The following is a 25118-nucleotide window of genomic DNA, read 5'->3' on the forward strand; positions in this document are numbered from 1 at the left end:
TAAACAAACCGAGCGCCGTTGTCCGTTCCGTCGTGTTGGCCGAGCCTAGCATCGATGCTCATCTTGCGATGGACCGATGTCGCAGCGCTCCTCAGCATTCACGACACCATCGAGAACCCGATGGCGGGGTATTCTTGGTGTAACCAGTGATTGTGTCGGGGAAGCCCCGATCAGCGAGGGACGGCATCGAAGCCGCCCCTCGCGCTCCAGCAGGACGTCAGAGACCCGCCGCCTCGCGCAGCAATTCGGCCTTGTCCGTTTTCTCCCAGCTGAAGCTGGCCTCTGTCCGGCCGAAGTGGCCATAGGACGCCGTCGGAAGGTAGATCGGCCGCAGCAGATCCAGCATCGCGATCAGGCCCTTCGGGCGCATGTCGAAATGCTCCCGGACGATCTTGCTCAGCTTGTCTTCGGGAATCTTGCCGGTGCCGAAGGTCTCGATGGTCACCGAGGTCGGCTCGGCGACGCCGATGGCATAGGACACCTGGATCTCACAGCGATCAGCCAGGCCGGCAGCCACGATATTCTTGGCCACGTAGCGGGCCATGTAAGCCGCCGAACGGTCGACCTTGGACGGGTCCTTGCCGCTGAACGCACCGCCCCCGTGGCGCGCCATGCCGCCATAGGTATCGACGATGATCTTGCGCCCGGTCAGTCCGCAGTCGCCAACCGGACCGCCAACGATGAACTGGCCGGTCGGGTTGATGAAATACTTGGTGTCCTTGTGCAGCCATTCGGACGGCAGCACGTGGAGGATGATCTCCTCCATGACCGCCTCGCGGATGTCCTTCTGGCTGACTTCCGGCGAATGCTGCGTCGACAGGACGACGGCATCGATGGCCACCGGCTTGTGGTTCTCGTAGCGGAACGTGACCTGACTCTTCGCGTCCGGGCGCAGCCACGGCAACACCTTCCTCTTGCGGACTTCGGCCTGACGCTGCACGAGCCGGTGCGAGTACGTGATGGGCGCCGGCATCAGCACGTCGGTCTCATTCGTCGCATAGCCGAACATCAGACCCTGGTCGCCTGCGCCCTGCTCGTGATCGGCCTTCTCGTCGACGCCCATCGCGATATCGGGCGACTGTTTGCCGATCGCCGTCAACACCGCACAGGTCTGCCAGTCGAAACCGATCTCGGGATTGTCGTAACCGATGTCGTGGACGACCTTGCGCACCAGTTCTTCGGTGTCCACCCAGGCGGTCGTGGTCACTTCCCCGGCCAGGACCACCATCCCGGTCTTGACCATCGTTTCAACGGCCACGCGGGATTTCGGGTCCTGACGCAACAGCTCGTCGAGTACCGCATCCGAAACCTGATCGGCGACTTTGTCGGGATGACCTTCCGCAACCGACTCGGAGGTGAAAATAAAGTCTTGACTCACGTCGATTTATCCCTACGTAACGTTTGAATAGCCAGGTAAAGTACAACTTTCGCCAGCGCAACGCAAATTTTGACGCGCGGTCTGCGGATGTGGTGCCGGGCGCCGGCAGTGCCTGTTGCGGGCGGGAAACCCTGATCGACCGGCAGCCCTCCCGCCGCTACCCGCCACCATCCAATAGACGTGGGCGGGGCACGAAGCCGAGCCAGGCATCGAGACCCAGCAGCAGCAGAGCGATTGGGAGGGTCAACAGCAACAGGGCCAGGGCCAGCGTCAAGCCGCTCTCGGAACCGATGGGCTGGCCACCGCGATAATGCAGCACGACGCCGTACAAACCTGCAAGCATCAGGGTTGCGACGGCGATCGCAAAAAGAAACACATAGCGGTCGTCCAGTTGAAAGCTTTGGTGAACGATGTCATTCAACAGCGTGACGCCCAGGGGAAGGTAGGCCAGGGTCGCCGGCAAAGCGAGCGGATACGCCTTGCGAAACGGCAAGGCAAGCCCGACCGCCTTTCTGGCCACAACGACAAGACACCAGCCAAAGCCCAGGGCTGCCACGAGATAGGTCGCGAGGATCACCACGACGTCCATCAGACCCAACGAGCCCGAGCCGGTCAACAGCGCGAGGGTAGCGGACAGCAATGCGTGAGACTTGAAGAAGAACGGGTTCATGGCATCCGGCCAGCCTGTCGCCAAAAGCCGGCATGATCGTGCACCCAGCCCGAGCCTGCAAGCGGCGGGGCACCCGCCGGGGTCACCGAAGATACAGGACGTGCCGCACAGCCGTGAGGGACCGGCACGGGCGCTACTCCACCTTACGGCACAGGCAGCCGGCGAGACTCGAACGAGCCCTTGCGAATGTTGAAGAACGCCAACTCGGGAAGACTGAACAGCACACCGCGGAGCCCTTCGCTGACACGTTCGCCCTTGTCGAACGCGGCGGTGACGACCCCGCCTCCCGCATTCAGCAGGCCGTAGCCGAGGTTCAGGGAGCCCAGCAAGGGGCGCAGCCACGGCCAGTCCTCGGTGAAGAACAGAAACCGCGTATCTCCGGGGCGCGGCTCATAGAGCGCGGACGTCGCGGTCGTCGCCTCGGCCAGGCGGATCCACAGCGGGTTCCCGCGTGCAGAGAAAGCGGCCAGCGCGCGATTGCGGTAGGACGGCAGCATGAACCGCCGGTCCGGAGCAAGCCGCCTGGCGAGCTTCTCGTACAGCAGAAACGGGATGAAGGCCAAGTCCGCAACGGGGTCCACATTGCCTCCGAGCAGGCGCTCCTGGTCGCGGTCCGTCGGGAGCGCGGAACTGAGCGCTCGAACGAGCTCGGTTGCGCAGTTACGTCGAATCAGATGGTAGCCGTAGACCGCTTTCATCTTGTCCCGAAAGACGCGATGCTGCTGCTCGGCAAACCCAACCCGCCGGTCCGCCAGAGGTCGAGGACTGGCGATCAGGGGTATCGCGCCTCCGACGGGCCCGGCGGCGGACGGCACCATCCTCTCGGCCGGATAGGCGCGGCGCCGCCCGGTCCGGACCTCATGCCGCACCGCATCGAGCCGCGCCGCGGCATTCTCGAGCACGTTCAGCGAGGCTTCATCCGCTTCATCGAGTGCAAAATACTCGCGGCGAGCGGCGGCGAATTGCTGCCGCAGATTGGCCTCGGCCAGCGGTAGTACGGCCGTCTCGGGACTCGCGGGCAATTCCGGAAAATCAAGACCGTACCAGGGATTCAGTAACAGGAGGCGGTTCTGCATCAGCGAACGTTGCACGGCGGCCAGGCGGGCCAGCGCCAGCAGCAGCGCGCCGCCGGCATCGATCCGTGCGGAACCCAGCAGCGACACACTCGAAGCCTCGAGCGCCCGCGCCAGCTCACGCAGCCGTTCCCGTTCGCCCGGCTTCAGCCCGGCGCGGACATCATCACCGGCCCCGTCCAGGAGTGCCTGCGGGTGCAGCGACCACGCACCCTTCAGCACCTGCAGAGCCACCCATTGCGATGCCAGGTTCCGGTAATGTCCCTCGAAGGTATCGGGATAAGGAGCGTGACGCTCGGGATCGACGTGCCATGGCCCGACGTCCGGTACGCCGTGGTCCAGGGAGCGGATGCGAGCCTCCAGCGCCCTTCCTTCCTGCGACAGGTAATGCGGGCCGCGCTGCTCGGCGATCCGGGTATGCAAGGAGTCGAACTCGGCGCTGGCGCCGGCTCGGAACAAGCCGACTCGCGCCAGCGCGGGGGCATGGCCGGACTCGACGCTTGTCAGCAGCGCCGCATCCCGATCCAGAGCCTCCAGGAAATCCAGATGCCCGTGCTGCACCAGATACAAATGCACGAACCGGTCCCGCACGCGCTCGACATCCGCCGGGGAGAACGGCAACCGGGCCACATGAATGTTGCGATTGTCCCGGTCGTTGTAGGTCGTTCTGAAGCGGGACCAGTCATCGCGCGCCAGAACGAGTAGCCCTTCGTCTTCGTGCTGGTAGTGGAACACCTCCTCACCGACCCGCAGGGCAACGTGACCACCGCTGGATGTGCCGACGTTCGACTCGATATAGAGGAAATCCACGACGTCCGCTTCGGCAGCCGACGTCAGGGCCAGGAGCAGCAGTGCCGAGGCCCCTGCCGCTCCGGAGATCACGGCGACGCGAGAGGTACCGCGTGCCCGCACGCTGTCGCGGACACTTGCTCAGTAGCGGTAGCCGTTCTCGATCCATGAACGGGCTTCCGAGCGCGAGCCCAGGACCCCGGTCAGGAAGGCCTGTCGGCCGATGGCCTCCTTGGCCACACCCGCCTTCTTCAAACCCTGACCAATGCCGTAGTAGGTCGCCTTCTCGCTGGCCCAGTCGCTGATACCACGTTGCCCCGCGATGCGTCCCAACGCCGCCATGTAGCTGGCGGAGGTGAAATTGGAACCGACCACCGAAAGGGTCATGTTGGCGATGTCATCCCGATAGGGGATCTTCGCCTTGCCCACACCGTCCTTCGGACTCGACGACTCTGAACTCGACCCCAGCGATTCGGACGATTCACTGATCGACCATGAGATCGAACAGCCGGCGACACACAGTGAACACAGCAAGACTGCGAAACGTACGACAGGTCGCATTGCAATATCTCCCTTGGGAAGTTCTCGGCTCAGGCCGGCTCGGCCACGGTCAGTTTGAAATCGTCGCGCGTCGCGCTGCGCAGGGCCTCGGCCAGCCGGTCCAGGTCATCTTCGGCGACGCGGGCGCGCAGGCACACTCCCGCCGCGTCGAAAGATTCCTGGCGTTCCTGAGCACACAAGGCATCCAACAGATGGTACAGGCTGCCCAGATGCGCGAAGGGCACGTGGATCTCCACCGCGCGCCGCGGCCACTCCGTGTGCTTCGGCGCCTGTCGCAGCACTTCCGCGGCGGCTCCGCCATAAGCCCGAACCAGTCCACCAGCGCCGAGCTTCGTGCCACCGAAATAGCGCACGACCCCGACCACGACATGGTCCAGTCCCTGCCCTTCGATCGCCCGGTAAATTGGCTGCCCGGCCGTACCGCTGGGCTCGCCGGCATCGGAGAAACGGTAGCCCTGCCCGATGCGATAAGCCCAGCACAGGTGTGAAGCGTCCGGGTAACGCGCCGCCAACCCGCCCAGATACTGCAGCGCCGCTTCCGTCGCATCGGCCCGCGCGGCAAACGCGAGAAAAATCGAACCCTTGACGTCGTCGCGGTGCTCAGCCGGGGCGGCGAGGGTCAGGTAGCTCACGGCTCGTTCCCCTTCGGACGGGGGTACCCCCGCGCCCGCGTCAGACAAAAAAGGACTTGATCGACGACTCGATGAGGCTCCACGGCAGAATCAAGGGCTTCTTGTCGATCATGATCGACATCTGTGCCCCCTCGATGCGATAGCGCCCCTGCAGGCCCTTGCCGGCAAACCGCCCTTCCATTTCATCGCCGGCAAACTCGAAGCCGTTGCTACCGGCGGTCTTGCGGGCCTTCTCGATGACCACGCTCGGCTCTTTGGACAACGCCACCTGATACGTCTTGATCTTGCTCATTCACGCTTCTCACAGGAAACAGCACAACTTTCATTAGCATAAACTGGACTTCCAGCGCGCGCCATGCCCGGCTGAGATGACATGGCCCCGACCACGCCTGTGATAGACTCCAAAAGAGACACCGTGGCTCGCCGCGGCACACCGCCCCGACTGCGGGGACGCGATGACCACATCATCGAATCGCCCCCCACCTATCCCCCGACGGCCGGCCAAACCGCTTTGACCAGACCTCACGCGCCAGTAGCTGAGCCAACGCCCTCCCGCATCGACTGGGCTTACATCCGCGGAATCGCGCTGACGAACCGGCGCCGCCTGATCGCAGCCCACGTGATCGCCCTGGCGGGTGCCACCGTCAGCGTGCCGCTCCCGTTGTTGATGCCGCTGCTGGTCGATGAAGTCCTGCTCGGCAAGCCGGGCGTCGCGATCGGCACGGTGGACGCGTTGTTTCCGTCGAGCTGGCATGGGCCGATCCTGTACATCGGCGTCATCATGGGCGCGACGCTGCTGCTGCGCCTGATCAGCGCCGCGCTCGCAGTCTGGCAGGGCCGCCATTTCAGCCAGATCGGCAAGGACATCATCTACCGCATACGGCGCAGACTGCTCGACCGCCTGGAGCGGGTTTCCATGGCGGAATACGAGGGGCTTGGCAGCGGCGCCGTCGGAGCCTTGCTGGTCACCGACCTGGACAGCCTGGACGCGTTCGTCGCCGGCACACTGTCCCGTTTCGTCGTCGCGGTATGCTCGCTGACCGGCACCGCCGCGATACTGCTGTGGATGCATTGGCCGCTGGCCCTGTTCATCCTGCTGCTGAATCCCGCGGTGATCTACTTCACCAGCGTGCTCGGCAAGCGGGTCAAGCAACTCAAAAAGCGTGAGAACGCGGCGATCAGCGCCTTTCAGGGCGCACTGACCGAGACGCTGGACGCCATCCATCAGATTCGCGCAAGCAACCGCGATGCCTACTACTTCGGGCAACTGGCGGAGGCGGCAGGACGCGTGAAGACCGCGTCGGCGGCATACGCATGGAAAAGCGATGCCGCCAGCCGGATGAGTTCCCTGGTCTTCCTGTTCGGCTTCGACGTTTTCCGCGCGCTTGCGATGGGGATGGTGATCTTTTCCGACCTCAGTATCGGCAAGATGATCGCCGTCTTCGGCTATCTCTGGTTCATGATGGGGCCGGTACAGGAGATCCTCGGTATTCAGTACGCACTCTTCGGGGCCAGGGCCGCCCTGGACCGCATCAACCGGCTGTTCGAGCTGACGCCGGAACCGCGCTACCCCCACCTCCACAACCCGTTCGCGAATCGCCGGAGCGTGGCAGTCGCCGTCGATCGACTGCATTTCCAATACCCGACGGGCGGGGAGGAAATCCTGCGCGGCATCAGCTTGCATCTCGAACCCGGCGAACATGTGGCGGTCGTCGGTGCCAGCGGCGGCGGCAAGTCCACGCTGGTCCAGGTGCTGATCGGCCTGTATCCGCCGACCGGCGGCACGATCGCGTTCGATGGCGTCCCGATGGAGCAGATCGGGATGGACGTGGTGCGGGAACATGTCGTGACCGTGCTGCAGCACCCCGTCATCTTTAACGATACGCTGCGCGCCAATCTGACGCTCGGCCGTCCGGCCTCCGATGCGGCACTGTGGGACGCCCTGACGATGGCCCAGCTCGGCGATACCGCACGGGACTTTCCGCAGGGCCTCGAAACCGTGCTCGGACGCTTCGGGATGCGACTGTCGGGTGGCCAGCGGCAACGTCTGGCCATTGCACGCATGATTCTCGCCGAACCGCAGGTCGTCATACTGGACGAGGCCACCTCCGCCCTCGACCACGACACGGAGGCCCGCCTCTATGCCGCCCTCGCGCCTTTTCTGAGTGGACGCACGACCTTGATCGTCGCGCACCGACTCAGCGCGATCCGCCAGGCGTCACGCGTGGTGGTCTTCGAGGACGGGCAGATCATCGAGCAAGGCAGCCACGAGCACTTGTTGGCGCGTCAGGGATTGTATGCGAGGCTCTATCGCGATCATCTTGCCACCACACGCCCTGCGTCAGCCCAACCCATCGCGCAGCGCGCACCCGACTGAACCATGCCGGAATTCGACCTACACAGCCACTCCACCGCGTCGGATGGGACTCTCGCGCCGCGGGAACTGGTAGCCCAGGCCGCTGCAGCCGGAATCTCCCGCCTCGCGCTGAGCGATCACGATACGACGCAGGGACTGCCTGAAGCGGCTGCAGCCGCAGCGGAACATGGTCTCGAACTGATCCCGGCGGTCGAGGTCTCGACGCAGTGGCGCGGTCACTCAGTACATGTCGTGGGCGTGCACATCGACCCGGACCACGAAGGCCTGGCGGCTGCGCTGAGGGCCCTACGCGACACACGGACGCAGCGGGCCGAACGGATCGCCGAGGCGCTGGAACGCGGCGGCTTTCCCAATGCACTGGAGGCGACGCGCAAACTCGCCGGCGATGGCATGATCACGCGGACCCATTTTGCCCAGCACATTGTCCAGAGCGGACGCGCAAAGACCGTCAAGGCCGTTTTCGAGCGTTTTCTGACACCCGGCAAGCCCGGGTATGTGGCGACCTGCTGGCCGGAACTTGCCGATGCCGTCGACTGGATCAACCGCTCCGGCGGCCAGGCAATCCTGGCCCACCCTCAGCGCTACAAGCTCTCCGCGACGGCCCGCCGGGAATTGGCAGCGCATTTCAAGGAGGCAGGGGGCACGGGCATAGAGGTCGTCGCCGGCACCGGCCACGCCCCGGATATCAAGACCAATGCGGAACTCGCGCGGCGGTTTGGGCTACTGGCTTCGGCCGGGTCCGATTTTCACAGCAACGAACACTGCTGGCTGAAGCTGGGGCGCCTGCCCGCGCTACCGCCGGATCTGATACCAATCTGGGCGCGCTGGTAACGAGATACCGAACCGTGGTCTGCCGCTGTCACTGTAAAGCGCTCTTGACGAGCGAGACCGAACAGGGCGCACTCTCGCGCCGCACAACCCGTTGATCCTGCCCACACCAGGACAAAAACCTGTCAACGTCGCTTACAGTTCGAGACGATTTGCGCCGGGACCGCAATTTGCTTATAAGCTTTCGGTTAGCGTCGTTTACGCCGAGAGGGACCATGATCCACAAACTTCTGCTGCTCGCCGGCCTGCTGGGTGCCCCCATGCTTTCGGCGATCGCCGCCAGCCCCACCAGCGATGCGGTGCACTGGCGCCGGGAAGCGCAACGCTTTCAACAAGGCAACGGCGTGCCCCAGGATTACCGCAAGGCCTATCAGCATTACTGCAAGGCCGCCCTGGCCGGCGACCCGGAGTCTGCCTTGAACCTCGGCTGGCTCCATCTGAATGGCCAGGGAGTCCTGCGGCATCCGGGGCGGGCGCGAAACTGGTTTGAGCAGGCGCGGCAGTTGGGCGACCGCTATGGCGAGCGCATGGCTTTCCGGCTGCGCAGCGTCGCTCTCGAGAGCGATCCGGGCTGCCGCCCGGCGGTGCCGTCCACGGTGACGGCCTCTATCCGCCTCGGCGCACCGCATGTCATCCGGCCATCGAACAAACAACTCGAACTGCTGGTGCAGCAGATCGCAGCTCCTTACGCGATCGATCCACAGCTGGTGCTGGCCGTCATGCAAGCCGAGTCCGGCTTCAATCCGGGCGCCCTGTCACCGAAGAACGCGCAGGGTTTGATGCAACTGATCCCTGCAACGGCGCAGCGTTTCGGCGTCAAGAACGCATGGGATCCCGCCGAGAACATTCGCGGCGGAGCAGCCTACCTGCACTGGCTGATACGGCATTTTTCCGGCAAGGTCGAATGGGTGTTGGCCGCTTACAACGCCGGCGAACACAGTGTCGAGCGCTACAAGGGCGTGCCGCCCTACGCGGAGACGCAGGCTTACGTGCAGAAGATCCTGTCCCGCTACGGCAAACTGACGCACCCCGTACCGCCCGAGCGGCCGCGTAAAGCCATGCTGTAGGCGCGCAGCTACCGCCACCACCGACGCACCCCCTATTTTTCAGGCATCTCGTGCGCGGTGCGCACCAAATCTACCGATCGGTCTGGCCACTAACGCAGGCAGCGTTCCGTCATTCTTGCGTCGTCACGAAGGCAAGTTTCGTAATGCCGGCGCGTTGAGTGGCTGCCATGACTTTCGCTACGTGTCCGTAGCTGGCAGCCTGATCGGCATGGAGGTGGAAATGGGCCTCGGGGTTCTGTGCGACTGCGGCGCGCAGGCTCTCCTCCAGTTGCGCCGGGTCGGCGATCGGCAGTTGGTCGAGGGTGATCTTGCCCTCCGAGTCGACGCCAATGTTGATCGTCTTCGGCTCGTTGTTCGGCGCCACCGCCGCCGTCTTAGGCAGATGCACACCAACCGTCTGGGTCAGCAAGGGCGCAGTCACCAGGAAGACGACCAGCAACACCAACATTACGTCGACCAGCGGCGTGACATTGATCTCACTCATCGCCTCCGACTCGTCGCTGCCGAGCTTCATCGCCATCTCAGGCACCCCCACCCGAACGGCCGTTGGCCGTGAGGCGCAACAAGTCGTCAGCGAAATGTTCGAGCACCGCCCGGTTGACCTTCCCGCGACGGAGGAAAAAGTTGTAAGCCAGCACCGCCGGCACCGCAACGGCAATACCGATCGCCGTGGCTATCAGCGCCTCACCGATCGGGCCGGCGACGACGTCGAGACTGGCTGACCCGGCCTTGCTGATGTCCTGCAGCGCCCGCATGATGCCCCACACGGTCCCGAACAGACCGACGAACGGCGCGGTACTCCCGATGCTGGCCAGCACGGTCAGGCCACTCTCCATCAGACGGACCTCTCTGACCATTTGCTGTTTCAACGCCCGCTCCAGCAAGGCGTCGGGGTCACCGCGGTCTTCCAGCGACTTGCGGGCCGGTTGCCGCAGCGAAGCCAGGCGCGCGAAGCCAGCCTGCGCCAGCCGCGCGAGCGCTCCCCCGTAGTGTCCACTGAGCCGCTCTGCCGCGGTCAGGTCGGCTGCCTGCCAGAAGGCGGCCTGAAAGGCGCCATTGCTGGACCTGAGCCGCCAGAACTGCCACGACTTGAACACGATGATGGTCCAGGTCGCGATCGAAAAGACGATCAGGATCCACAGCGTGGCGTTGATGATCAGCGTATGTGAATACTCGAGGGACAACATGACTCTCCTAGTCCGGCGTCAAGGCCGGTCACTTCAACTTCCATACGATCGGAAACTGCACCCAACTGGCAATCGCCTGGTCACCGCGCTTGGCCGGCACGAACCGCCAGCCCCGCACGGCGGCCACCGCCGCCTCGTCGAGCACATCGTGGCCACTGCTGCCGGCCAGCTGCACCTGACCGGCCGACCCGTTCGGCAGCACATAGACGCGCAGGCGCGACACGCCTTCCCAGTTCCGCGCTCGCGCAACGGCCGGGTACGGCGGTCTCGGGTTGTGCAGATGATCGGCCCGGGCGGTGGTGGTCTTTTCGCCTCCCCCACCTGAGGCGGCCTTCTCCGCGCTACGCGCGCCGCCACCGCTGGCGGCGGGCTTGGCCGGAGCGCGGGCCGATGCAGCCGGAGCACTCTCCTTGTGCGACGCCGCGTCGTTGCCCAGTGATTCGCGCAGTTGCTTCAGACGCTGCGCCAGATCATCCGTTTCCGTCGATGCCGCAGCTTTCGCGGGCTTGGCCTTGGGCGGTGGCGTCTCGACCCTTTTCGGCGGGGTCTCGACGTTCTTGGGATGCGGCTTCGCGATCGGTTTGGCAACCGGCTTCGGCTCCGGCTTGCGTGGCTTTGGCTCGCTCTTGGCGGGCGCGGGCGCCGGCGGCGCGGGAGTGGCTTCAGTCTGCCGCTCCGAGACCAACTCGACATCCACTGTCTGCGGCACTATCGCCGGCGTCACCTCGTCCATGGGCCGCTGGCGACTCCACCACCACCCCCAGGCGTGAAGCCCCGAAACCAGCAGCAGCGCCAGCGCATAACCGCCGGCCAATCGAGTGAATTCGCGTTCGGGGGGAGGCAAAACTCGGCTCTCTGAAAGGTGCATCCCTGTACCTATACCAACGCGGACGGCGCGTTACGCCGCATCAGCGTCGATCATGCGGGCCGCGGCAACCGCCGGAATGCCGGTCGCTCGCAACCTCATTGTAAACCACTGTCATTTGGAGGAAAACCTTCGCGGGGGCGAACACGACGACGCCACCCAGCGTCCCGAATGATCTGCCGCCCGCACCCGTAGCGAATCGCGCGAGTCCGCGGTCAAACGCGGATCCAGCGCCGGTAAGCGGCAGCCACCTGTTCGGCGAGGATCGGGTAACTCCGCCGACGGCGCACGTAATCGGGTCCGCGGACCGCCATCTCTGCGGCGGCGGCGGGATCGGACAACAGCCGCATCACCGCACCAGCAAACGGTTCGACTTCGAAGGGCACGCAGAACCCGGCCTGGCTCTCGTTGACGACAACCGACTGGTCCGGCTGATCGTTGGCGACAACCGCCTTTCCCATGGCCAGGTATTCGACCAGCTTGGTCGGCGAACAGGAATCGAGCAGCGGATCGGGCGCGAAGATCGACACCGCGACCTCGGCCGTCGCCATCCAGGACTGCCCCTCCGCAGGGCTGACCCAACCGGTAATCATGACGTCGTCGGCGACTCCGACATCGACAGCGCGCTGCCTCAGCCAGCGCTGATCCTCCTCCTCGGGCGCATCGCCGACGATCAGCAGCATCGCGTCGGGAAAACGCGTCCGCACCTCGGCCAACACCTCAAACAGGAAATCGATCCGACGCAGCCGATCGCAGGTACCGAGATAAGCGATGACCCGTTTACCGGCCAGGCGTGCCCGATCGATCGGTACGGCGGCGGGATGCGCAAACCGCTCCGGGTCGATCCCCATGGGCACCGGCATCATTTTTTCCGGATCGACACCCAGACGGGCCACATCCTCGCGCATCCGATCGCTCTGCACGAAAACGAAGTCGCTCCGCGGCAGCACCACACGGTACAGCAGCCAAGCGCCTAACCTGCCACGTGCCCAGAGAAACAGAAATCGGACCAGACCGAGCTTCAACCCCAGATCCGCCGCGGTCCGCTGGGCGGCCTCGTACAACGGAAACGACATCCAGTAGAAAAAGGGGATGCCTAGGCGACGTGCAACGACGAGGCCGGTCAACGCGACGAAGACCTGATCGCGGACCTGAATCGCATCAAAGCGGCCCTTGCGTAGCCGCAAAAGGCTGCGAGTCGCTCCGAAGAACGCAGTCAGCTGGCTGCGGATACGGCTGTCGTAGCGCGGCAGGACCTCGAGGGTGCCGCCGGTCCATTCCGGAAGATTCCCGGCATCGGCACCGGGCGCCAACTGGGCCACCAAATGGCTGTGAATACCAACGGACGGCAAAGCCTTGCCGAACAGTACGGCGATGTCGGCCCGGTAGGTCGGATAACCGTCGGCGATGGCCTTGTAGATCCACAAGGGGCGTGACGAAGACTCGGACGATGTCGATGGTGAGCTCATGTCGCCAGTGAATTTTCGCGGCAAAACCGAGAGCGCCTCGGCCAGACAGTACGGCTGCGAAGCGGGAGCATCGACCCGGGCGGCCGAGCGATGGCAGCAAGTTGGGTTAGCCGGACGGCAGAAACCCGGCTTTCAGCCGCAGCTTCAGTCAAGATGCAGTGGATTGTGATAGACGTACCCCCCACCTGCGCCGTAGATCACTTCTGCCCTTGAACCAGGAGGTTCAGGTGGGAGCGCCGTCTGTCGAATCAGGCTTTCCGCATGGAAGCGGACATGCACACATCGGTCAAATCGGAAATCCCTGGGTTTTAGATTAGGCTCAAGGAGTAACCCAGTGAGCTTCGAACGCTGCAGGGGATACGGTTGCTATTCTTGCAGCCTTGCGCACTGCCTGCAAGGGGAACGGCATCACCCGTGTGCTCACGCTAGTCGGAGGCATGCCCACCATCAAGCCGCTCCCGCATCGCCGACAATCGCCCGGCAAGGTTCTGGCTGCTTCCACTGCTATCGTGGCTGCGCTGCAGAAACTCGTGAGCGATGTTGAGCGCCGCCATCACGGCAATGCGTTCGGTGCCGATCACGCGACCGGTGTCCCGGATGATCCGCATCTTCTCGTCCAGATAGCGCGCGGCGATCAGCAACTCGTGCTGCTCTTCGGGCGAGCAGGCCACGGGATACTCTTTTCCGAGAATCTGGACCTTGATCGGCGGATTGGATTCAGACATGATCAAACACTTCGCTGGTAAATCGTTACGGTTGCTGAAACGAGGGACGGCGGTCTTTCGAAACGGATTCGCTCCGAAGCGTGCGAGGTTGGCTGCCGTCCTTGCGCCGGCGTCACCTCAGGCCGCGGAAAATTCCCATAAATTCCGCGAACCACCTGTTTTTGGAGTACCCATGTCGCGAATGGTAGGATAGGAAAAACCGTGCCTCGATACAAGTTGACGGATGGCTGAATCCCTTTCTTACGGCGCTATGCGACACCTCACTGCGAGCGACAGCCTCGACGCCAGCGTGGCCGAACTGCATGGTGCGATGACCGGTCTCCTGTGTGCCGACATCCACTCGACCTTCGAGCAATGGGTGGCCGCATTCTTTCCCGACACCGAAGTTCCGTTCGATCAAGGTGCGGCCGCTTCGCTCCGGACGCTGTTTGCGACGACCCAGCAGGGACTGGCGACTGGCGACCTAGACTTCGAACCCCTGTTACCGGATGACGAAGAGCCGCTATCCGAGCGCGCCGAGGCTCTCGGACACTGGTGCCTCGGCTTCCTGTTCGGCCTGGGCCAGACCACCGGACAGCGCGCCTGGAGCAGCGAATCCGAAGAACTACTGAAGGACTTTGCCGACATCTCCCGACTCGAAGCCGCGGAGGACACCGACGACGATAACGACTTTGTCGAAATCGCCGAGTTCGTCCGCATCGGCGTGCAACTGATCCGCCACGAATGCGAAGGCCCCGCGAGCGCGCGCATCCACTGACCCCCCGATGATCCCCCGGAACGAATTCAAGCAGCGCCGCAAGCGTCTGATGCGACTCATGCCCAAAGGCAGCGTCGCCATCATCGCCAGCGCGGCACCGAGCATCCGCAATCGCGACGTCGAATACCCTTTTCGCCAGGACAGCGATTTCTACTACCTGACCGGTTTCAACGAACACGATTCGATCGCCGTTCTGGCGCCCGGCCGCAAGCAGGGCGAGTACGTCGTGTTCTGCCGCGAACATGACGAAAAACTCGCCGTCTGGGTCGGCCGCAACGCCGGACTGGAAGGCGCGCGCGAAGGCTATGGTGCCGACGAAGCGCTCCCGATCGGGGAATTGCAGAAAGCCCTGCCGGATCTGATCGAGAACCGCGAGCGCGTCTACTTTGCGATCGGGCGGGACGACGACCTCGACCGCCATGTCATGGCCGCCGTGAACGCCGTGCGTGCCAAGGCACGGGCCGGCGTCCGAGCACCGTTCGAGTTCGTCGCGCTCGAACACCTGCTGCACGAACTCCGGCTGGTCAAGAGCACGGCCGAGATCAAGACCATGCGTCGTGCCGCCGAAGTCTCGGTCGCGGCCCACAAACGTGCGATGCGGGCCTGCCGTCCCGGCCGCTACGAGTATGAAATCGAGGCGGAACTGGTGCATGAGTTCACCCGACACGGCCTGCGCTCGCAAGCCTATCCGTGCATAGTTGCCGGCGGTGAAAATGCCTGCGTGCTGCATTACACCGACAACCGCGACCCGCTGCGCGACGGCGATCTGCTGCTGATCGACGCCGGCGCAGAGCACGACAATTACGCGGCGGACATCACGCGCACGTTTCCGGTCAACGGTCGCTTCAGCGACCCGCAGCGGAGCTTGTACGAACTCGTGCTGGAAGCACAAATGGCCGCCATCAAGTCCGTCAAACCGGGCAATCACTGGAACGACCCGCATGACACCGCGGTCCGGGTGCTCACCAAGGGACTCGTTTCCCTGGGCCTGCTGGAGGGCAAGGTCAACGCTCTGATCAAGGATGAGGCCTACAAGCGGTTCTACATGCACCGGACAGGACACTGGCTGGGCATGGACGTGCACGATGTCGGCGATTACCGCACGGACGACGCGTGGCGACCCTTCGAGCCCGGCATGGTCCTGACCGTCGAGCCGGGCCTCTACGTTCCGGCCGACTGTACCGACGTCGACCCGCGCTGGCGGGGCATCGGCATTCGCATCGAAGACGACGTGCTCGTGACCGAGAAGGGGCACGAGGTGCTGACGGGCGCGGCGCCGAAGGCCGTCGACGAGATTGAAGCCTTTATGCACTCATGAACGGCTTCGACTACGACCTGGTCATCATCGGCGGCGGGCTCGTCGGCAGCAGCCTGGCGCTGGCCTTGCGAAACGCGCCCCTCCGCATCGCCATCGTCGATGCCCAGAGCGAAGCCCAGCGGCGGGCCTCACCGGCCGGAGCACGCGCCCTGGCGCTCGCCGAGGGGTCGGTGCAAATCCTCCAGCGCCTCGGCGTCTGGGCTGCCATCGAACCGGACGCAACGCCGATCCGGCATATCCACGTGTCCGATCGCGGCCACTTCGGAAAGACCCGCCTGGACGCCGAACGCGAGGGCGTCAAGGCCTTGGGCCATGTCGCCACTGCCCGTGCGATCGAAGAGGCGGTCATCGGGGCCTTGCACGACGCGCCGGCCGACCTGCTCGAGCAGGCCCGGCTGATCGGCCTCAAGGCCGGCGACGACCGAATCTGCGTAACGCTCCGACAGGGCGACGACACCCTGAACCTGACGACGCGGCTGGTCGTCGGCGCCGACGGCGGGGATTCCAGCGTACGCAAGTTGCTGGATATCGGCAGCACGGCTCGAGACTATGGCCAGACGGCAATCGTGCTGGAAGTCGCCACGGAGCGAGACCACCGCAACACGGCCTACGAGCGTTTCACGGCCTCGGGTCCGCTGGCCATGCTGCCCATCGACCGCAAGCGCTGCTCCGTCGTCTGGACGCTTAGCCATCACGATGCGGAGGACGTACGGAGTCTGCCGGAAGCACAGTTCCTGGCCACGCTGCAGGAAACCTTCGGCCATTGGGTCGGCCGCTTGAGCATCGCCACGCCGCGCCAGGCCTTTCCCCTGAAGTTGATCCGCGCCGACCGGATGACCGACCGGCGGGTGGTCCTGATCGGCAATGCCGTCCACCAACTGCATCCGGTCGCCGGACAGGGCTTCAACCTGGGGTTGCGCGATGCTGCGCAACTGGCGGAGGGACTGATCGGCCGGACCGAATTCGGCGAGGACATCGGCAGCGCCGGCTTCCTGGAGGCCTATGCCGCCTCACGCAGCCGCGACTTACAGAACGTCGTATTCTTTACCGACAGCCTGGTGCGACTGTTCTCGAATCGTTTCGCCCCCCTCGCACTGGCTCGCAACCTGGGCCTGGTTGCCCTGGATTGCTGGCCAGCCGCCAAACAGCGACTGGCCAGCCACGCGATGGGCCTGGCGCGGCGTATTCCCCGCATGCCATCCTGACTGACCACTGATCGAGGGGCGACCCGGGGGCCGCCCTTTCGATGATCCGCCTCTAGAACGAAATCGAGATGGTGCCGCGAAAGAGTCGCGGCTCGACCGGGTGGATCAGCTTGCCTTCGACGCCTTCCGGCGGCTGATTTGGCAACCGGTACTGGTAGTAGTAGGCGATGTCGTTGGCCTTCGAGTCGAACAGGTTGAACACACCCAGTTCGAGCTTCAGATTGTCCCGCTGCCATCCCAGATTCCAGTTGACCAGTGTGGTACTGCCCATGTAGGCCGTACCTGCCTCGTTCAGCGGCACATTGCTGAAATGCCGCAACCGCGCCGTCGAAAAGAAGCCGTAGGGCATCAACACCGTCGCGCCGCTGGTGATGACCTGACCGACCGAATTCGGGATATTGTTCTCGCTACTCGGGAGCGTCGTGAAATAGGACTTCGTGAAGGCAAAGTCGGCGTCCAGCATCAGCCAGTCGTAGGGTTGATAGTAGTTGGCCCACTCGACGCCCATCCGATCACCCGGATCGCTCGGCTCGGTCGTGCCCTCGTCGCCGACGAAGACCAGTTCCGAATCGCTGTGCAGGTACCAGAACGCGAGCGTCGAGTTCAAGCCTTCGACGTACTGCGTGCGCAGACCGACTTCTGCGCCCTTCGCGCGCGATAACGGCGTGACGGGATGCGTCGGATCGCCGCTGACCGGATTGACCCGGGCGGTCGTGCCGCGCGCATCGTTCGAATGGAAGCCATAACCGCCGTTGATGTAGAACTCGGTCTCGGCCCACGGACCGAAGATCAGGCTGGCCTTGGGGCTCATCAAACTCGCCGCACGCTCGCCATTGTTTTCCGGCGTCAGCCGACTGTCCACATTGAAGTTGTAGATATCCTCACGGACACCGGCGATTGTCCGAAACCAGTTCGTCCAGCGGTTCTCGCTCTTCAGATAGATCCCGACGCTGATCTGGTTAACGTTATCGTTGCTGGTGGTGCTGAACACGTCCCGGAACTGGGTATTCGCAAGCCCCAGTCCGCCGATCTGGTCGTTCCGCACCTGGATGCCGACCGTGTTGTCCATGTCCGTTCCAAACAGCTTGTTGAACCAGGTCTGCGAGGCGTTGCCGCCGTAGATCATCCGGTGTTCCTTCTGGAGGATCTGGTCGCCCTGCACCGGGTAGTTCAGAAAGAACGTGAAGTCGGAGTACAGGTCGAGATCGTAGTAGACCGTGTAGAGATTGGCCTCATTGCGATACCCGTCGCCACTGCTCCAGACGTTCGCCGCCAGGCTGTAACGGTTCGAGTTGCCGCCGTCGGTCGGATTCAGGGTCCCGTAGAGATCGATCAGGTTGGCCTTGACGAGTTGCTCAGGAATCTGGTTCGTCGCGGTCCAGTTGTTGTTGTACGCGACCCCGATCAACGACATCCCCCAGTCCTTTTCGTCGATCGTGTAGCGGATCAGGCCGTTGTACTGGTTCATGTCCATCGGCTGAACCCAGGGGCCGTCGTAGAAGTTGAAGGCCGCGCCATACAGAAGGTCTCCGGGACCGATTCGGGTCGAATTGGCCGCCACCGTGCGATAGAAATTGAACTCGCCACCCTCAAATTTAAGGAACCCTTGCGGTAGTCGGTGCAGCGTGTGCATGTTGGCATAGCCGGCCGCCGAGAAATCGCCGAGTTCCGCGTAGTACGGCCCCTTGCCGTACTCGACCCGGTCCATCAGCTCGGGGATGATGCTGTTCAAATCCATGTAGCCCTGGCCGTGGGCATTGGTCGGCATGTTCATCGGCACGCCGTCGACCCAGGTCGCGAAGTCGGTACCGTGATCGAGGTTGAAGCCGCGCAGAAAATACTGGTTGGCCTTGCCGGAACCACTGTGCTGGGTCGCCAGCATCCCCGGCACGACCTCGACCAGTTCGCCGATGCGGAGCAGGGGCCGGTACTTGAACTGGTTCTGACCGACCACGCCTTGCGAGGCCGATGCCGTCACACCGATGAGATCGGTCTCTCGTCCCAGGATCTCGACGGTTTCCAGACTGGTCGGCTCTTCGGTAGGCCGAGGCGCTTCCACCTCCTGCTCCTGATCCACCGGCGTATCGACTCGGGCACCACCGGGGAGGCCGTCCGGCACCGGCCCTGGAGCCGCTTCACGTTTAGCCGCGGCGACGCTGGCCGCCTTTGCTCCCGGCTTGGAACCCACCTTTCCGTCGGATGCCGCAGTGGCTGTTGGGGCCGGCGTCGGGGGCTTGGTCTTGGTCGCCGCAGCGGCTGATGCGGCTTGCTCCTGCTCGGCGTCGAGGTTTTGTGCCTGTAGCTGCGACTTGGACAAGCGATGGGCGTTCGCCGGTACCGGCGCCATCGAACCCAGGCCGCACACGATCGCCCACACAAGCCGCAGGTCATGCTGGGTGCATTTCTTCCAGCGGGTGTCGTCCGAAATGACCGCGGCCCGTTTCTGAACCAGTAACCTCTTGGCTAACATCCTTCTCGGTATCCCCTTTATGAAAGCGTTGACGTGTTAGCTCGCGCGCCGAACGGCACCGAGGCCCGTGGCGCGGGCCTGACGCGAACAATCCCGCGCCTACGCGAGATCTATGCCATTCGAACGACGGCACGCGAATTCAGCGGCATAAGCCACAAACCAGCCAGGACAGACTCGCCCCGGTGCGGGCATTGACTCAGGCTTTGCGGGTAATGCCCGATAACGCGTACCTGAGCGGTAGGGTAGGTCACCGCCGCGAGGAACGATTTTCGTACCACACCGAAGGCGGATCCGCGCTGTCTGGCACGCTCTCCCGCCGGGCCCCACCGAGGCTTAGGACCAAACTTCCGCGCCCCCAGTAACCGCGTGGTTACGCGAGACGGCACAGGCGGATGCGGGTGTCACTTGGCGCGCGAGCGAGGACGCGCCGCATAATGAGCCGCCAACTGTGCGACATCCTGATCGGTCAGTTCGCGGGCCACGCCATCCATCCACGGGTGGCTTCGCTCACCGGAGCGATAATCCCTGAGCTTTGCGGCCAGGTAGCCCTGTTTCTGGCCGATAATCTTTGGACTCATCGTATCCATTCGGATGTCACGGGGTCCATGGCAACCATCGCACAGCAGGTAGGCGGTCCGTGCGGCAGCCTCGGGACTGTCAGCGGCGGGCGGCCGCTCGAACAGCGTGCAGGCGGGCAGCGCCGCAGCCACGGCCACGCACGCGGAAAGGACCCAGCGTCTGCCTAACCCCCGCTGCCGGGTCAGTACCGGGCCCAGGCGCATCATCCGCGCCCCCGTCATCGAACTTCCTCCAGGCCGGAGTAATAGGACACGACGTCGGCGATGTCCTGCCCCGACAGCTTCACTGCGACTGCTGCCATGGCCGGCACGTTCCGCTTGCCGGTTCGGTAGGCCATCAGTGACGACATCAGGTACATCGCATCCTGGCCCGCCAAATTGGGGAGGTCGTCGGAGGCGCTGAAGCCCACACCGCCGTGACAGCCCGCGCAGGTCATCTTCGCGATCTGCGCACCCCGTTTTGCATCGCCCTTCATCGACATAGCCATGTCGTCCATGGAGTCCATTCGATCCATGTTCTCCATCGAGCCCATGCCACCCATCCCGCCCAGCGCAGGACCGCAGAGCACCGTCGTCGCGGCCAACAGCACCGTGACCAACACCAGGAGATTGATCATTTTCATAAGCACGGGATTTGCCCTTTGCGTGTCAGTGAATCCGATGAGCACAACTATTCACGCCCCCTTTGCGGGAACGGGCCGGAAGGCCGGGACACGCCGTGAATCCGTCCCTGGCGGCTAGCCTGCGGGTTCCCTCCCGCAGACGGTCTCTTCCTCCCGGCCCGCTCCCACGGCCAAGCAAAGCCTGGGGTGACGGGTTACTCGATGAGCAGCCAGTCACCGCTCTTCACCACATCAGATTCCCGACCAGGAACAAGGTGTTGTTGGCGGCGGCGTTACGCCCGTACCCGTCGTAGTTGTTTGCGGCACCATTAAAAACGGTCCAGGCCGTGTATTGCAGTGACAGGCGCAGATTGAGATAGGGATCGAGCGGCGACTCGCCCTTTCCAAACGGCACGTAATCGAACTGGACCTGAAAGTTCTCGCTGTTCGGCAAGCCATTCCGGCTGCCGGAAATCGGTGCGGGCTGGTAGAGCACGCGATCGCCGCTGCCGCCGGTGCGGTTATAGCTGAACGTCAGCGTATAGGTCTGGCGGAAGGTGTACATCCCCATGATCATCATGTTCGTCACGTATTGCCGCGCGTTGCCGGCAATCCGATGGACACCCCCGCCCGCAATGCGGGTCTGTCGGGATCCCGCGATTTCCGCGAACACCGAATCCTCGGCATTGCCCAGCGCCGAGTTCGTGTATTGATCACGGGTCCAGCGAGCCATGAACATCAGCATGTTGTCGTCGTCGAGCATGTACATGTAATTCGAGTCGACGTTCCAGTCCGTGACCGAGTTCGTGCCGAACGACTTGTTATATTGCGGGTAGATGTTGGCCTGCATGCCATAGATGCCGACCATCAGCACATGCGGGCCGGTGATGTGCTGCAGGAAGACCCGGTAGTACGGCGCACCACCGTCGATCAGCGGATTGCTGCGACTAAACACCCCCAGCCCGTTGGCCATATTGCTGGCCATGCTGGTATACGCGCCGGCCTCGACATAGACATGGTTGTCCCACATCGCGTACGCTGACGAACCGGCCGTAAAGCCCATCAGCTGCATCATCAATGGCTGCGCCGTGGGCTGGGGCGCCAGTTGCGACGTATTGTAGGGATACATCCACTCCGGCACGGTCATCCAGGTATCCGACATCGTCGGGCCGTTGTTGGCCGATATGCCGTAAATAAGGTTGGAACCGGCCAGATCCGTGTGGTCCGCGTAGCGAATTTCCGCCATCGCGAGGCTGATGTTCTCGGTGACCTGCGGATTGAAATTCAACTGGAGGTACGCCCCGATCTTGTCGGTGACCCGCCCCGTGTAATAGATGGCGTTCCAGTCGTTGGTCGCGTTGTTATTGCCGCTGAACCCGGAACCGGCGCCACCGGGCTGATCTTCCTGGGTGTGCGTGAAGGAACCTATCGTCTGGAACGAGAAGGCGTTGACGATATCGGGCAGCTTGGCGGCGTGTCCCGCCGTGAAGGCGTTCAGCTTGAACAGACGGCCATACGGCGTCAGATAGGGCCCGTACGACTGCATATGACAGGCTGAGCAGGGTTCACCCGTCTGACGCGCGAAGGCCGCGGTCGCTTCCACTGGCGCGGCCCTGATTAAACCCATCACCGCGAGAGCGAGCACCATCAACCGGAGGGCACCCCCGGTCCAAAGCGAAAAGCGCGTTCCATCCATGCGGCGCATCTACCAACTCCTGCGGAGAGCCCTGACGACGATAGAAGGCGAGGCCGGTTCATTGCGTCGACCGGTACTGATCCAGCCCCAAACCTTGCTCCTTTCCCAGCATAGGGCATGCCAGATCTCAACCCATCTGGGGGGCCACGGCCCGGCGAAACGCGCCCCGACACGGCAGAGATCAAACACCATCATTACAACAATGACTTACACAAAGCCCACACCGAGACAAGACGACCACCACGTCAAATGACACGGCTGCGGGGACCAGCGCAACTCGCCTGCTCCGCTGACAGAACCGCTTGACGCACTCAGCGAAAACCCTCAGCGGCGTGGGTTTTTTGCCGGATCGCCATCACGCTCACCCCTCGTGGCAAGGGCATCCCCAGGGACAAGGAGCCTGAAGCAGCATGATGGTCCTCGAATTGCTTAAGTGGGAAAGGCGCTGCGCACCGGCAGTCGCGCAGCAGGTGCCGAAGATGACAGCCCATCGCCGTAACGGCGTATCGGCCGTTCCATCCAACACCCGCCCGACTCTCCGGGCACCGATTGACAGCAACCCAGGATCGCGATGAACGAAAAACGTGGCAGAGCCGACTCGGCAGCGCACGCCGCAATGCAGGACCAGACGCCGTTTGAACTCCGCATCCGCTTCGATGCCGACCGGCGCATCCTCGCGATCAGCCTCAACGACGACCCGCTCGAACTCCCCACCCGCGCCGGGCATTCCGGTCTCCAACGGCTGCATCCGGATCACGCGGGAGCGGCTGATCCCGGCAAGGCTGCGCCCGAACCAGCGATACCCCACGCTGTCCGCCCTGCCCGTGACGCGCGAAACGTCCTGTACGGACTGACGCGCAACAGTGCCATCACACTGGCCATGCTACTGAGCCTGCAGTACGGCGTGTATCGCACCGCACTGTCAGAACGCACGGAACTCGTGGAGCGCTACGGCTGGTGGATCCTGTACCTGGATCTCAGCGTGGTGGCACTGGTTGCCACGCTGAGTTATCTGCGTTCCTATGTCTATGCACAGGCATCTCACATGGTCGGGATGATGATCGGCATGACGATTGGAATGCAGGTCAGCACGATGATCGGCGGTGTGCTCGGTGCCACCAACGGATTCTTCGTGGGCTCGATCGTCGGCATGGCGCTCGGTTCCATCTACGGCGTAGTGACTGCCTGGCGCTGCGGACCAATGGCGGTCATGCACGGACTCATGGCCGGTGTGATGGGTGGCACGATGGGCGCGATGGTCGTCGTCATGATGCTCCCGGACCACGTGCTGATCTTCATGCCCGTGTTCACGACGGTCAATCTGTTGATCCTGATCTGGTTTACCTACCTCTTCTACCAGGAATGCGTCACCGGCACCCGCTGCGACCTCGCCAGGCCGGTCGGTCTGGCTGGCCAGCTCGGGGCGACGCTGCTGACCGTCGGTTTTCTGACCGCGCTGATGATCGTCGGGCCGAAGGGCCCGATGGTCTGGAAAGGCCCAAAGCGCACACTGATCGGCGGCGAACCCTCGGCAAATCCCTTCGAGCTGAAGGACGGCACGCCCACCCCTGCGCCCAAGGCCACAGGGGAGATGGCCTGTGGTGCCGCGATGGGACCGCCATGAACGGATCGGCCGCCGCGGGCTACGCCCGCCCCACCCGACCGCTAAGGGCGAGCCTTGGGAGACCTCAGGCGATGACCGATTGCGCGTCCACCGCGCCCAGTTCCGGGAGGCGGTGGATACCATACAGGCTCAAGACGGCCATCGCCGCGACCGTCATCAGCAACGCCGGACTGAGCGGTGCAAACGCCGTCGAGATCACGATGGCGATCGCGACGAAGCTCGCCAGTCGGCGCTTCGACTCACGACTCAACGCTCGGTAAGCCCGCCACTCCCGGAGCAGCCCCCCGAAGACGCGGGAATCGAGCAGACGGCGATGCAGGCGGCGCGATGAACGGGCCAGGTAATAGCTGCTGGCCAGCAGGAAAGGTACCGTCGGAACACCGGGCAACAACAAACCCAGCACGGCCAGGCCGAAGCTGCCAATGCCGAGCGCGAGGTACAGCCAACGGCGGGGCCCGCGCGCGATCAACTCACCCGACGCGGTCGGCGTGGGCCGCGCCTTCGCGTCTGCTGTCCCCCAAGCGACGGTCAACGCATCCAGCACCTGGGCACGGGTCAACCGATCACTATCGAAGTCAAGGTCCAGCCGTGACCGCCAACGCCGCGCCCTAATCGACGCTATCCCCGGGCATTGAGCAAGCGAGGCGCGCAAGACATCGGCCCACGGATACCCCTCGGGCGCTCCCACGATGCGCAAGCGGAACCGACCGGACCGGACAGCCTCGCCGCGCGCCAGCAAGACACCGTTGTCGAGCCGGCAGGCGAGCCACAGCGACTCACCCTTGGAGTCATCGGAGCGCCCTCTCCCGCCTGCCGTCGATTCTGAAATACGTGCCGCAGCGAGCGCAGCGGTGTAGGTGGCGGCCGCCTCGGCGACCGAGATCCCTGACGTGTTCCAGCGAATCCGGCAGGTTCCGCTGGCCAGGTCCAGTTCTACCGAACGCACGGCGGTCTTTGCCATGAGTTCGTCGATCAAGGCCTGCGCCAGACGGATGCGCCCGGACCGGAATACACGACCATCGGCAACCCATAATCGCCCGGACTCATATCTCACGCTGGTCTGCATCGTTTGCTCCTATCCTGATATCGATGAATTCGCGATTCACTGCCACCAATCGATCCGGGGTAGCGTCCGTCAAGGTGGTGTAATTTTCGGGGGCGAACTCCGGCTCAGATGAGTTCTTCAGTCTGCAGTCAGTCCGGGTAATGGGTCCATCCCGACGCTGTGCTCTGTCATGGTGTGTTGG

23 protein-coding genes, 1 other RNA gene and 1 riboswitch are annotated in these 25118 nt (G+C 63.7%); of the genes, 7 read left to right on the forward strand and 17 right to left on the reverse strand.

All coding sequences use genetic code 11. From position 1 onward, the window contains the following. Positions 1 to 3: 3 nt before the first annotated feature. A riboswitch (S-adenosyl-L-homocysteine riboswitch) is annotated at positions 4 to 99 on the reverse strand. A 118-nt stretch (positions 100 to 217) separates the two neighbouring features. The 6 genes from metK to BWR02_RS19180 all read right to left on the reverse strand — a co-directional run bounded on the left by metK (position 218) and on the right by BWR02_RS19180 (position 5395). Continuing rightward, the gene (gene metK, locus BWR02_RS19155) at positions 218 to 1378 is read right to left on the reverse strand and encodes a methionine adenosyltransferase (RefSeq protein ID WP_129883228.1); all 1161 of its coding nucleotides are present in this window, start codon (positions 1376 to 1378) and stop codon (positions 218 to 220) included. 157 nt (positions 1379 to 1535) lie between these two features. Further along, on the reverse strand, positions 1536 to 2048 hold the full coding sequence (locus BWR02_RS19160; RefSeq protein ID WP_139559518.1) for a hypothetical protein: 513 nt from the start codon (positions 2046 to 2048) through the stop codon (positions 1536 to 1538). 143 nt (positions 2049 to 2191) lie between these two features. Beyond that, the gene (locus BWR02_RS19165; protein WP_139559519.1) at positions 2192 to 4033 is read right to left on the reverse strand and encodes a hypothetical protein; all 1842 of its coding nucleotides are present in this window, start codon (positions 4031 to 4033) and stop codon (positions 2192 to 2194) included. Between the two features lie 18 nt (positions 4034 to 4051). Continuing rightward, positions 4052 to 4471: a putative lipoprotein gene (locus BWR02_RS19170; RefSeq protein WP_139559520.1), complete on the reverse strand. Its 420-nt coding sequence runs from the start codon at positions 4469 to 4471 to the stop codon at positions 4052 to 4054. Positions 4472 to 4500: 29 nt separating this feature from the next. Then, a complete protein-coding gene (locus BWR02_RS19175) occupies positions 4501 to 5103 on the reverse strand; it encodes an IMPACT family protein (protein ID WP_139559521.1) in 603 nt (200 codons plus the stop codon). Between the two features lie 40 nt (positions 5104 to 5143). Beyond that, positions 5144 to 5395: a hypothetical protein gene (locus BWR02_RS19180; protein WP_139559522.1), complete on the reverse strand. Its 252-nt coding sequence runs from the start codon at positions 5393 to 5395 to the stop codon at positions 5144 to 5146. Between the two features lie 219 nt (positions 5396 to 5614). Between BWR02_RS19180 and BWR02_RS19185 the strand changes: the two genes are divergently transcribed. The 3 genes from BWR02_RS19185 (at position 5615) to BWR02_RS19195 (ending at position 9375) form a co-directional block, all read left to right on the forward strand. Continuing rightward, positions 5615 to 7480 carry an ABC transporter ATP-binding protein gene (locus tag BWR02_RS19185; RefSeq protein ID WP_328591534.1) on the forward strand — a complete coding sequence of 622 codons (1866 nt, stop codon included), beginning with the start codon at positions 5615 to 5617 and terminating at the stop codon, positions 7478 to 7480. 3 nt (positions 7481 to 7483) lie between these two features. Beyond that, positions 7484 to 8311: a PHP domain-containing protein gene (locus BWR02_RS19190; protein ID WP_139559524.1), complete on the forward strand. Its 828-nt coding sequence runs from the start codon at positions 7484 to 7486 to the stop codon at positions 8309 to 8311. A gap of 212 nt (positions 8312 to 8523) precedes the next feature. Further along, positions 8524 to 9375, forward strand: coding sequence for a transglycosylase SLT domain-containing protein (locus BWR02_RS19195; protein ID WP_139559525.1), 852 nt, complete (start codon positions 8524 to 8526; stop codon positions 9373 to 9375). Between the two features lie 109 nt (positions 9376 to 9484). Here the strand turns inward: BWR02_RS19195 and BWR02_RS19200 are convergent, their stop codons facing one another. The 6 genes from BWR02_RS19200 to BWR02_RS19225 all read right to left on the reverse strand — a co-directional run bounded on the left by BWR02_RS19200 (position 9485) and on the right by BWR02_RS19225 (position 13621). Next, positions 9485 to 9889 (reverse strand): ExbD/TolR family protein, encoded by a 405-nt coding sequence (locus tag BWR02_RS19200; protein WP_328591535.1) that lies wholly within the window; start codon positions 9887 to 9889, stop codon positions 9485 to 9487. Between the two features lie 7 nt (positions 9890 to 9896). Next, positions 9897 to 10562, reverse strand: coding sequence for a MotA/TolQ/ExbB proton channel family protein (locus BWR02_RS19205; protein ID WP_139559527.1), 666 nt, complete (start codon positions 10560 to 10562; stop codon positions 9897 to 9899). 28 nt (positions 10563 to 10590) lie between these two features. Further along, positions 10591 to 11295, reverse strand: a complete 705-nt coding sequence (locus tag BWR02_RS19210; protein ID WP_139559528.1) for an energy transducer TonB — start codon at positions 11293 to 11295, stop codon at positions 10591 to 10593. Positions 11296 to 11642: 347 nt separating this feature from the next. Then, positions 11643 to 12896, reverse strand: coding sequence for a glycosyltransferase family 4 protein (locus BWR02_RS19215; protein ID WP_139559529.1), 1254 nt, complete (start codon positions 12894 to 12896; stop codon positions 11643 to 11645). 174 nt (positions 12897 to 13070) lie between these two features. Continuing rightward, a non-coding RNA gene (gene ssrS, locus BWR02_RS19220) (6S RNA) lies at positions 13071 to 13256 on the reverse strand. A gap of 65 nt (positions 13257 to 13321) precedes the next feature. Then, positions 13322 to 13621, reverse strand: coding sequence for a cell division protein ZapA (locus BWR02_RS19225; RefSeq protein ID WP_129883216.1), 300 nt, complete (start codon positions 13619 to 13621; stop codon positions 13322 to 13324). Positions 13622 to 13844: 223 nt separating this feature from the next. Between BWR02_RS19225 and BWR02_RS19230 the strand changes: the two genes are divergently transcribed. Genes BWR02_RS19230 through ubiH form a run of 3 tightly spaced genes read left to right on the forward strand, consistent with a single transcriptional unit; the run spans position 13845 to position 16901 of the window. Then, positions 13845 to 14378 (forward strand): UPF0149 family protein, encoded by a 534-nt coding sequence (locus BWR02_RS19230; protein ID WP_139559530.1) that lies wholly within the window; start codon positions 13845 to 13847, stop codon positions 14376 to 14378. A 10-nt stretch (positions 14379 to 14388) separates the two neighbouring features. Next, positions 14389 to 15696 (forward strand): Xaa-Pro aminopeptidase, encoded by a 1308-nt coding sequence (pepP, locus tag BWR02_RS19235; protein ID WP_139559536.1) that lies wholly within the window; start codon positions 14389 to 14391, stop codon positions 15694 to 15696. Then, positions 15693 to 16901 carry a 2-octaprenyl-6-methoxyphenyl hydroxylase gene (gene ubiH, locus BWR02_RS19240; RefSeq protein WP_139559531.1) on the forward strand — a complete coding sequence of 403 codons (1209 nt, stop codon included), beginning with the start codon at positions 15693 to 15695 and terminating at the stop codon, positions 16899 to 16901. The genes pepP and ubiH overlap by 4 nt, the downstream gene beginning before the upstream one ends. Positions 16902 to 16953: 52 nt before the next feature. Here the strand turns inward: ubiH and BWR02_RS19245 are convergent, their stop codons facing one another. The 4 genes from BWR02_RS19245 to BWR02_RS19260 all read right to left on the reverse strand — a co-directional run bounded on the left by BWR02_RS19245 (position 16954) and on the right by BWR02_RS19260 (position 22154). Then, on the reverse strand, positions 16954 to 19371 hold the full coding sequence (locus tag BWR02_RS19245; RefSeq protein ID WP_236102437.1) for a TonB-dependent receptor: 2418 nt from the start codon (positions 19369 to 19371) through the stop codon (positions 16954 to 16956). Between the two features lie 401 nt (positions 19372 to 19772). Continuing rightward, positions 19773 to 20171 carry a c-type cytochrome gene (locus BWR02_RS19250; RefSeq protein WP_139559532.1) on the reverse strand — a complete coding sequence of 133 codons (399 nt, stop codon included), beginning with the start codon at positions 20169 to 20171 and terminating at the stop codon, positions 19773 to 19775. Then, positions 20168 to 20572 carry a c-type cytochrome gene (locus tag BWR02_RS19255; protein ID WP_236102443.1) on the reverse strand — a complete coding sequence of 135 codons (405 nt, stop codon included), beginning with the start codon at positions 20570 to 20572 and terminating at the stop codon, positions 20168 to 20170. Before BWR02_RS19255 ends, BWR02_RS19250 begins: the two co-directional genes overlap by 4 nt. 223 nt (positions 20573 to 20795) lie before the next feature. Further along, positions 20796 to 22154, reverse strand: a complete 1359-nt coding sequence (locus tag BWR02_RS19260) for a cytochrome C (protein WP_139559534.1) — start codon at positions 22152 to 22154, stop codon at positions 20796 to 20798. A 664-nt stretch (positions 22155 to 22818) separates the two neighbouring features. On the opposite strand from BWR02_RS19260, the gene BWR02_RS19265 reads away from it, so the two are divergent. Further along, a complete protein-coding gene (locus BWR02_RS19265) occupies positions 22819 to 23871 on the forward strand; it encodes a hypothetical protein (RefSeq protein ID WP_236102439.1) in 1053 nt (350 codons plus the stop codon). Positions 23872 to 23935: 64 nt separating this feature from the next. Here BWR02_RS19265 and BWR02_RS19270 read toward each other — a convergent pair whose 3' ends face one another. After that, positions 23936 to 24937, reverse strand: a complete 1002-nt coding sequence (locus tag BWR02_RS19270) for a YbaN family protein (protein WP_139559535.1) — start codon at positions 24935 to 24937, stop codon at positions 23936 to 23938. Between the last annotated feature and the right edge of the window lie 181 nt (positions 24938 to 25118).

The sequence above is a fragment of the Methylotetracoccus oryzae genome (genome assembly GCF_006175985.1).
Lineage (GTDB): Bacteria > Pseudomonadota > Gammaproteobacteria > Methylococcales > Methylococcaceae > Methylotetracoccus > Methylotetracoccus oryzae.

Bases quoted from the DNA above. Each gene is read 5' to 3' on its own strand.
- BWR02_RS19205 (WP_139559527.1), bottom strand. From the start codon at position 10,562: ATGTTGTCCCTCGAGTATTCACATACGCTGATCATCAACGCCACGCTG.
- BWR02_RS19270 (WP_139559535.1), bottom strand. From the start codon at position 24,937: ATGCAGACCAGCGTGAGATATGAGTCCGGGCGATTATGGGTTGCCGAT.
- BWR02_RS19245 (WP_236102437.1), bottom strand. From the start codon at position 19,371: ATGTTAGCCAAGAGGTTACTGGTTCAGAAACGGGCCGCGGTCATTTCG.
- BWR02_RS19210 (WP_139559528.1), bottom strand. From the start codon at position 11,295: ATGGACGAGGTGACGCCGGCGATAGTGCCGCAGACAGTGGATGTCGAG.
- BWR02_RS19195 (WP_139559525.1), top strand. From the start codon at position 8,524: ATGATCCACAAACTTCTGCTGCTCGCCGGCCTGCTGGGTGCCCCCATG.
- BWR02_RS19250 (WP_139559532.1), bottom strand. From the start codon at position 20,171: ATGACGGGGGCGCGGATGATGCGCCTGGGCCCGGTACTGACCCGGCAG.
- BWR02_RS19180 (WP_139559522.1), bottom strand. From the start codon at position 5,395: ATGAGCAAGATCAAGACGTATCAGGTGGCGTTGTCCAAAGAGCCGAGC.
- BWR02_RS19265 (WP_236102439.1), top strand. From the start codon at position 22,819: ATGAACGAAAAACGTGGCAGAGCCGACTCGGCAGCGCACGCCGCAATG.
- BWR02_RS19215 (WP_139559529.1), bottom strand. From the start codon at position 12,896: ATGAGCTCACCATCGACATCGTCCGAGTCTTCGTCACGCCCCTTGTGG.
- BWR02_RS19200 (WP_328591535.1), bottom strand. From the start codon at position 9,889: ATGAAGCTCGGCAGCGACGAGTCGGAGGCGATGAGTGAGATCAATGTC.
- BWR02_RS19170 (WP_139559520.1), bottom strand. From the start codon at position 4,471: ATGCGACCTGTCGTACGTTTCGCAGTCTTGCTGTGTTCACTGTGTGTC.
- BWR02_RS19255 (WP_236102443.1), bottom strand. From the start codon at position 20,572: ATGAAAATGATCAATCTCCTGGTGTTGGTCACGGTGCTGTTGGCCGCG.
- BWR02_RS19190 (WP_139559524.1), top strand. From the start codon at position 7,484: ATGCCGGAATTCGACCTACACAGCCACTCCACCGCGTCGGATGGGACT.
- BWR02_RS19225 (WP_129883216.1), bottom strand. From the start codon at position 13,621: ATGTCTGAATCCAATCCGCCGATCAAGGTCCAGATTCTCGGAAAAGAG.
- ubiH (WP_139559531.1), top strand. From the start codon at position 15,693: ATGAACGGCTTCGACTACGACCTGGTCATCATCGGCGGCGGGCTCGTC.
- BWR02_RS19230 (WP_139559530.1), top strand. From the start codon at position 13,845: ATGGCTGAATCCCTTTCTTACGGCGCTATGCGACACCTCACTGCGAGC.
- BWR02_RS19160 (WP_139559518.1), bottom strand. From the start codon at position 2,048: ATGAACCCGTTCTTCTTCAAGTCTCACGCATTGCTGTCCGCTACCCTC.